Below are 8,322 nucleotides of genomic sequence, written 5' to 3' on the forward strand. Positions count from 1 at the left end.
CCCTCACCTCGTTCTCAGGCGCTTACTGCTCCCTGCGCCTCGTCACCAGCATCAGGAACGCACCCGCCAGCAGCAGGGCCAGGCCGCCGGCCAGCGGGCCCCACAACGACGCACCGGTCCACGCCAGCGGCGGGGGCGGGGGCTGCGGGTGGGGCTGCGGCTGCGGTGCCGGGTTCGGCGGCTGCGGGCCGGGCGGGGTTGCCTTCGGCGCCAGGCCGGCGTCGAGGGTCAGGTCCACGCGGTTGCCCGCTCCCAGCTTCACCACTCGGGTGCAGCCGGTCGCCGGGTCGGCGTCGGAGTCGATCGCGTTGTCACCGGCGCCCTGCTTCGTGAGCGGGCGTCCCGCGACGAGGCCGGTCTTCGGGTCGGCGTTGAAGCAGACCTTGTACTCACCGTCCTCCAGGCCGTCGAACAAGTACTTGCCGTTCTTGTCCGTCACGGTCTGCGCGACCGGCTTGCCGTTGCCGTCCTGCAGGTACACCGGCAGGTTCGGCACGCCGGGTTCGCCGGCGTCCTGGATCCCGTTGCCGTTGTCGTCGGACCAGACGAAGTCACCCAGGCGGTTCGTCGGCTTCACGAGGCCGAGGTCCACGTCGAGGTCCGTCCGCTTGCCCACTCCGACGGTGACGGGGTCGCTGCACCCGGTCGCGGGGTCCGCGTCCGAGTCCTTGGCACCGTCCGCACCCTGCTTCGCCCTGGCCGCGAGGTAACCCGCGTACTGGGCGGGCAGCGTGGTGAGGTCGAAGCACACCTTGTAGGTGCCGTCCGGGACGCCCTCGAAGAGGTACTTCCCGTCCTTGTCGGTCTTGACCTGACCCACCGGGTTGCCCTTGTCGTCAACCAGGTTCACCGTCACGCCGGGGACTCCGGGCTCACCGGGGTCCTGGATCCCGTTGCGGTTGGTGTCGGACCAGACGAAGTCACCGATCTTGTTCGGCGGGGCCACGAGGCCCGCGTCGACGGTGAGGACCTCGCGCTGGCGCACCCCGACGGTGACCGCGGGCGCGCAGTCGACCGCCGGATCCGAGTCCTTCGCCCTGTCGTCGCCCGCCTGGTTCTGGGTGAGGGAGAAGTCCTTCACCGCCGCGGGCAGGTTCTGCACGTCGAAGCACACGGTGTACGTGCCGTCCGGCATGTCCTGGAAGAGGTACTTGCCGTCGGCGTCGGTCGTGGTGGTCTGGCCGTTGCTCAGCTTGACCGCCACGCCTGCCACGCCGGGTTCGCCGGCGTCCTGCAGACCGTTCTTGTTCAGGTCGTTCCACACGAAGTCACCGATCCGGTTGACCGGGGATGCGATGCCCAGGTCCACCGACGTGTCCACGCGCTTGTCGATGTTCAGCGTCACCGGGTTCGCACACCCGGTCGCGATGTCCGCGTCGGAGTCCTTCGCGTCGTCACCGCCCTTGTTCGGCGCCGTCACCTGGTAGTCCGCGTACTTCGCGGGCAGGTCCTCGACGTCGAAGCACACCGTGTAGGTGCCGTCGGGCAGATCGCCGAACTCGTACTTGCCGTTCGCGTCCGTGGTCGTGGTCGCGCCGGTCTCCTGGAGCGTGACCGTCACGCCCTGGACACCCGGCTCGCCCGGATCCTGGACACCGTTGCGGTTCACGTCCTCCCACACGAAGTCGCCGAGCGTGTTCGGCGGCGGCACGAGGCCCGCGTCCACGTCGAGGTTCTCGCGCTGGCCGGGTCCGACGGAGACCGCCGGCGCACAACCCGTCTCCGGGTTCGCGTCGGAGTTGCGGGCGGGATCGGCACCGCTGGTGGTCGTGAACTCGTAGTCACGCACACCGGTCGGCAGCGTCGAGGCGTCGAAGCAGACGGTGTACTCGCCGTCGGGCATGCCCTCGAACAGGTACTTGCCGTTCGCGTCCGTCTTCACGGTCTGGCCGTTGCTCAGCTTGACCGTCACGCCTGCCACGCCGGGTTCGCCCGCGTCCTGCAGACCGTTCTTGTTCAGGTCGTTCCAGACGTAGTCGCCGATGCGGTTGACCGGGGGCGCGATGCCCAGGTCGATCGTCAGGTCCTCCGGCTTGTCGACGTTGAGCACGGTCGGCGCCGCGCATCCGGTCGCCGGGTCGGCGTCGGAGTCCTTCGCGTCGTCACCGCCCGCGTTCGGTGCCACGGCCTGGAAGTCGGCGTACTGGCCCGGCAGGTCGCCCAGGTCGAAGCACACCGTGTAGGTGCCGTCGGGCAATCCGGTGAACTCGTACTTGCCGTTCGCGTCCGTGGTGGTGGTCGCGCCGGTGTTCAGCGTGACCGTCACGCCTGCGACGCCGGGTTCGCCCGCGTCCTGCAGACCGTCCTTGTCCGAGTCGGCCCACACGAAGTCGCCGAGCTTGTTCGGCGGCCTCAGGCCGGCGTCGATCGTCGTGTCCTGCCTCTTGTTCGGGCCCAGCGACGTGGGTGCCGAACAGCCGTCGGAACCGATGTTGGAGTCCCTCGTGGAGTCTCCCCCGGCGGTCTGGCGGGTGGGCAGGTAGCCCTGGTACTGCGCGGGCAGGTTCGCCACGTCGAAGCACACCGTGTAGGTGCCGTCGGCGAGGTCGGCGAAGGTGTACTTGCCGTTCGCGTCCGTGGTCGTGGTCTCACCGGTCTCCCGGAGCGTGACCCGCACGCCCGGGACACCCGGTTCGCCCGCGTCCTGGACACCGTTGCGGTTGGTGTCCGCCCAGACGAAGTCGCCCAGGCTGTTCGGCGGCGCGACGATGCCGAGGTCGAGGTCGAGGTTCTCCCGCTCGCCGGGGCCGACCTGGACCTCCGCCGTGCACCCCGTGGCCGGGTTCGCGTCGGAGTCGAGGGTGTCGTCACCCGCGTTGGCCACCGTGGCCTCGAGGTCGTCCGGCAGGGTCGTGAGGTCGAAGCAGACGCTGTAGCCGCCGTCCGCCATCCCCTCGAACAGGTACCTGCCCTGGTCGTCGGTCTTCGTCGTCATGCCGTCACTGAGCGTGACGGTGACGCCGGGGACGCCGGGCTCGCCCGCGTCCTGCAGACCGTTCTTGTCCAGGTCGTACCAGACGAAGTCGCCGATCCGGTTGACCGGGGGCGCGATGCCCAGGTCGATCGTCAGGTCCTCCGGCTCGTCGATGCTCAGCGTCGTCGGCGGGGCACACCCGGTCGCCGGGTCGGCGTCCGAGTCCCTCGTGTCGTCACCGGAGTTCGGTGCGACCGCCTGGAAGTCCGCGTACTGACCGGGCAGCTGGTTCACGGCGAAGCACACCGTGTACGTGCCGTCCGGCAGGCCGGCGAACTCGTACTTGCCGTTCGCGTCCGTCGTCGTGGTCGCACCCGTGTTCAGCGTGACCGTGACACCGGGAACGCCCGGCTCGCCCGCGTCCTGCAGACCGTTGCGGTTGCTGTCGACCCACACGAAGTCGCCGAGCCTGTTCGGCGGCCGCAGGCCCGCGTCGATCGTCTTGTCCTCACGCCTGTTCGGGCCCAGCGAAGTGGGAGCCGAGCAGCCGTCGGAACCGATGTTCGAGTCCTTGGCGGAGTCGCCGCCGGCCGTCTGCCTGGTCGGCAGGTAGCCCTGGTACTGCGCGGGCAGGTTCGCCACGTCGAAGCACACCGTGTAGGTGCCGTCCGGCAGGTCGGTGAACTCGTACTCGCCGTTGGCGCCCGTGACCGTGCTGAGGTTGCCGACCCTCACCGTCACGCCGGGGATGCCGGGCTCGCCCGCGTCCTGGACGCCGTTGCGGTTGGTGTCGGCCCAGACGAAGTCGCCGAGCTTGTTCGGCGGCGACGCGAGACCCAGGTCGATCGTCAGGTTCTCGCGCTTGCCGGCGCCGACCTCGACCTGCGGCGCGCAGCCCGTGACCGGGTCCGCGTCCGAGTCGAGGGTGTCGTCACCCGCGTTCGCCGTGGTGGCCAGGAAGTCCGACGGCAGCGTCGTCAGGTCGAAGCAGACGGTGTACGTGCCGTCGGCCACTCCCTCGAACAGGTACTTGCCGTTGTCGTCGGTCGTGGTGGTCTGGCCGTTGCTCAGCCTGACCGTCACGCCTGCCACGCCGGGTTCGCCCGCGTCCTGCAGACCGTTCTTGTTCAGGTCGTTCCAGACGTAGTCGCCGATGCGGTTGACCGGGGGCGCGATGCCCAGGTCGATCGTCAGGTCCTCCGGCTTGTCGACGTTCAGCGTCGTCGGGGCCGCGCAGCCCGTGGCCGGGTCCGCGTCGGAGTCCCTGGCGTCGTCACCGCCCGCGTTCGCGGCCACCGCCTGGAAGTCGGCGTACTGGCCCGGCAGCTGGTTCACGGCGAAGCAGACGGTGTACGTGCCGTCCGGCAGGCCGGCGAACTCGTACTTGCCGTTCGCGTCCGTCGTCGTGGTCGCACCCGTGTTCAGCGTGACCGTGACACCGGGAACACCCGGCTCACCCGCGTCCTGGACACCGTTCTTGTTGGTGTCCACCCACACGAAGTCACCGAGCCTGTTCGGCGGCCGCAGACCCGCGTCGATCGTCAGGTCCTCGCGCTGGTTCGGACCCAGCGTGGTGGGAGCGGAACACCCGTCGGCGCCGATGTTCGAGTCCTTCGTGACGTCACCGGCCGCAGCCTGGCGCGTCGGCAACCAGCCCTGGTACTGCCCGGGCACGGAGGCGACGTCGAAGCACACCGTGTACGTGCCGTCCGGCAGATCGGCGAACTCGTACTTGCCGTTGGCGTCCGTCGTCGTGGTCGCACCCGTGTTCAGCGTGACCGTGACACCGGGAACGCCCGGCTCACCGGCGTCCTGGACGCCGTTGCGGTTGGCGTCGGCCCAGACGAAGTCGCCGAGCTTGTTCGGCGGCGCCACGATGCCCAGGTCGACGTCGAGGTTCTGCCGGTTGCCCGGTCCGACCTCGACCGAGAACGCGCAGCCCGTCAACGGGTCGGCGTCGGAGTCCCGCGTGTCGTCACCGGCGTTGGCCGTGGTGGCCCGCAGGTCGAGCGGCAGCGTCGAGAGGTCGAAGCAGACCGTGTACCGGCCGTCGTCCAAGCCCGTGAACAGGTACTTGCCCTGCGCGTCGGTCGTGGTCGTCTGGCCGTTGCTCAGCGTGACCCCGACACCGCCGACACCGGGCTCGCCCGCGTCCTGCAGACCGTTCTTGTTCAGGTCGTTCCAGACGAAGTCGCCGATGGAGTTGCCGGGCGACACGATGCCGAGGTCGATCGTCAGGTCTTCCGGCCTGTCGACGTTCAGCGTCGTCGGCGGGGCGCACCCGGTGGCCGGGTCCGCGTCCGAGTCGCGGGTGTCGTCACCCGCGTTCGCCGTGGTGGCCAGGTAGTCCGAGTACTGGCCGGGAAGCGTGGCCAGGTCGAAGCAGACCGTGTACGTGCCGTCGCGCAGGCCGCCGAACTCGTACTTGCCGTTGGCGTCCGTCGTCGTGGTCGCGCCGGTGTTCAGCCGCACCGTCACGCCCGCGACGGCCGGCTCACCGGCGTCCTGCAGGCCGTTCTTGTTGGTGTCGGCCCAGACGTAGTCGCCGAGCCTGTTCGGCGGCCGCAGACCCGCGTCGATCGTCAGGTCCTCGCGCCTGTTCGGGCCCAGCGTCGTGGGGGCCGAGCAGCCGTCGACGCCGATGTTCGAGTCCCTCGTGGCGTCGCCGCCCGCGAGCTGCCTCGTCGGCAGGTAGCCCTGGTACTGCTGCGGCAGGGCGGCCACGTCGAAGCAGACCGTGTACGTGCCGTCGGGCAGCTTGTCGAACAGGTACTTGCCCTGCGCGTCCGTCGTCGTGGTCGCGCCGGTGTTGAGCCGCACCGTCACGCCCGCGGCGGGCGGTTCGCCGGCGTCCTGCACGCCGTTGCGGTTCGTGTCGACCCAGACGTAGTCGCCGAGCCTGTTGCTGGGCGGCACCATGCCGGCGTCGAGCGTGAGGTCCTGGCGGTTGCCGGGGCCCACGGTGGTGGTCGCCGTGCAGCCGGTCGTGCGGTCCGCGTCGGAGTCCTTCGTGTCGTCACCGCCCGCGTCCCTCGGGCTGAACGCGTACCCGCTCAGGGGCGTGAAGCAGACGGAGTAGGTGCCGTCGGCGAGGCCCTGGAAGAGGTACCTGCCCTGCGCGTCCGTCGTGGTGGTCGCGCCGGTGCTCAGCCTGACGGTCACGCCGGGCAGACCGGGTTCGCCCGCGTCCTGCACGCCGTTGCCGTTGGTGTCCGACCAGACGAAGTCGCCGATGGAGTTGGTCGGCCGCACGATCAGACCGGCGTCGACCGTGAGGTCGGTGCGCTTGCCCGGGCCGAGGGTGACCGCGGCCGTCACGCCGTTCGCCTGCGCGTCGGAGTCGGTGGCCGCGCCGCCCGTGAGCGGGGTCGTGAACACGCGGTTGGCCGGAGCCGTGAAGCGCACGCGGTACGACCCGTCGGCCAGGCCCGTGAACAGGTACTTGCCGTTCGCGTCCGTCGTCGTCGAGTCGACCACGCCGTCGCCGTCGCCGTCGACCGGCGTGCCGTTGGCGTCGAGCAGTTCGGCCCTCACGTTCGCGACCGGCGGCTCACCGACGTCCTGCTGGCCGTTGCCGTTGGTGTCGAACCAGACGTAGTCGCCGAGCTGGTTCCGCTCCGGCAGGCGCAGCGAGAGGATGTAGTGGTCCGAGGACTCGGAGTCGGTGCGCGAGTTCGGCGTCAGGACGGTCTCGGTGTTGACCGTGTTGAGACCGTTGATGCCGTCCGCGTAGCCGTCGCCCCGGTCAGCCCGGTAGAGGGCACCCGTGCCGTAGGGGTTGGCCGGGTAGCTCGACATCGGGCGCACGTCGGTGTCGGTGCGGAAGGTGACGCTGGAGAAGGTGCCCTTCAGCACCACCGAGCCGCAACCGGCCGTCTCGACCGTCGGCGTCTGCCGGTTGGTGCCGGCGTACCGCACCGGCTTCTCGTTGCAGGTGGCGTAGGCGTTCGGGCTCGCCACCGTGAGCAGCTTGGGCTGGATCGTCAGGTTCGTGCGGCCCGGCGACGGGTCGGCGAGCGTGACGCCGTCGGTGAGCAGGGCCAGGTAGGTGTTGACGAACGAGCCGCGGGCCCACTCGGTGGTGTTGATCTTCTCGTACTCCTCGGCGAAACCGCCGAGGCCGCTGATGTCCATCACCGGGTCGGTGACGGGCCTCGAGAACGTCAGGGTGAACTGGCCCGTCGAGCCGCACAGCCCCTGGAAGTTCTGGTGCGCGGGCGAGCCGAGGGGGCCGTTGCAGTTCGAGGCGTTGCTCAGCAGGCCGAGGCCGGGAAGGGAGGCCGGCGTCGGCGCGCCCGTGAACATCGCGGGCGTCGCGTTCTTCGTACCGTGGTTGGTGCTGTTCGCGATGTAGTTGGAGCCCGCCACCTGTCCGGAACCGGGGGTGTAGTCGGCCGTGACCGTCACCGCTCCGGTGCTGAGCGGGATCGTTGTCGTGGCCTTCTTCGTCGCTGTGTTGCGGAAGCTCTCGTTGGTGACGGTCGTGCCGGCGGAGCCCGGGTTCACCAGTGTCCAAGCGTTGTTGAACACGTATTCCGGTTCGGCGGCGGCCGCGGTGACGGGTGCGGCCAGCGGGACCGCGACGGCCCCGGCGAACGCCAGGGCCGTTGTCACCACCAATGAGACTCCAGCCCGGATAGGCTTGCGAGCCATCATCATCCCTTCTTGAGGCATCTCTCTACCTGCGAGGAAACCCTTGACGAGCAATCAGAAGGGAGAGTAGCGACTCCACGACATTCGCGATGGGCGCGAGCTGTAACCCCAAAGGGTGCATCTTGACTACGTCCCGCAATGACGCGAAGAACATTCGAACCAGGCTTCATGTTTATCGTTTTCCATGCCTCCCACCTGCCACTTCGCCGCTACTGACCTCGGCGACCCCGACGCCGGAGCAGCGGGTGGTGACGCCAGGTCGAGCACTTGACCCCGCATCCGTCATTCCAACGAGGGAATTCCTCTCGTGGCAGGGTCTCCCGGACTGTTCGGTGACCGTGTTCGCGCAACCGGCCTCAGCGCGGGCGCGCGCAGGAGGCACCGGTACAGCCTGCACTACTCGGATTTTCCCGTTGGCGTCATTTCGGCCGGACCTGGAGAACTCTAATTTCTTCCCCACAGGAAGTTCTCACCGAAAACCCGGAAACTCTCAGTGGAGTGAACATGCGCACGACTTCTCGTCTCATCGCCACCATCGCGCTCGGCGTCGGCCTGTCGGCCGGACTGCTCGCGCCCGCCGCGTTCGCGCAGTCCTCGCAGGAGGCCGTGACGCACAGCGCCAGCTCGTGCGACGGCGCGAAGGAGTCGGCGCGGTACCTGCTCAAGGCGTTCGGGCGGATCACCGGCTCGAACGACCTGCAGTACCTCACCGCCGAGGTGCAGAAGATCAGGGACGCGGCCACGCAGCCCGCCGC

At 69.3% G+C, this 8,322-nt stretch carries 2 protein-coding genes; one reads left to right on the forward strand and one right to left on the reverse strand.

All coding sequences use genetic code 11. The features are described from left to right. Positions 1 to 22: 22 nt before the first annotated feature. The gene (locus ACFWGZ_RS36960; RefSeq protein ID WP_382456241.1) at positions 23 to 7,528 is read right to left on the reverse strand and encodes an SdrD B-like domain-containing protein; all 7,506 of its coding nucleotides are present in this window, start codon (positions 7,526 to 7,528) and stop codon (positions 23 to 25) included. A gap of 543 nt (positions 7,529 to 8,071) precedes the next feature. Here ACFWGZ_RS36960 and ACFWGZ_RS36965 point away from each other — a divergent pair. After that, positions 8,072 to 8,322, forward strand: a 251-nt coding sequence (locus tag ACFWGZ_RS36965; RefSeq protein ID WP_382456242.1) for a hypothetical protein, incomplete at its 3' end; no start/stop codon positions are given.

Source organism: Lentzea sp. NPDC060358 (genome assembly GCF_042725365.1).
Taxonomy (GTDB): domain Bacteria; phylum Actinomycetota; class Actinomycetes; order Mycobacteriales; family Pseudonocardiaceae; genus Lentzea.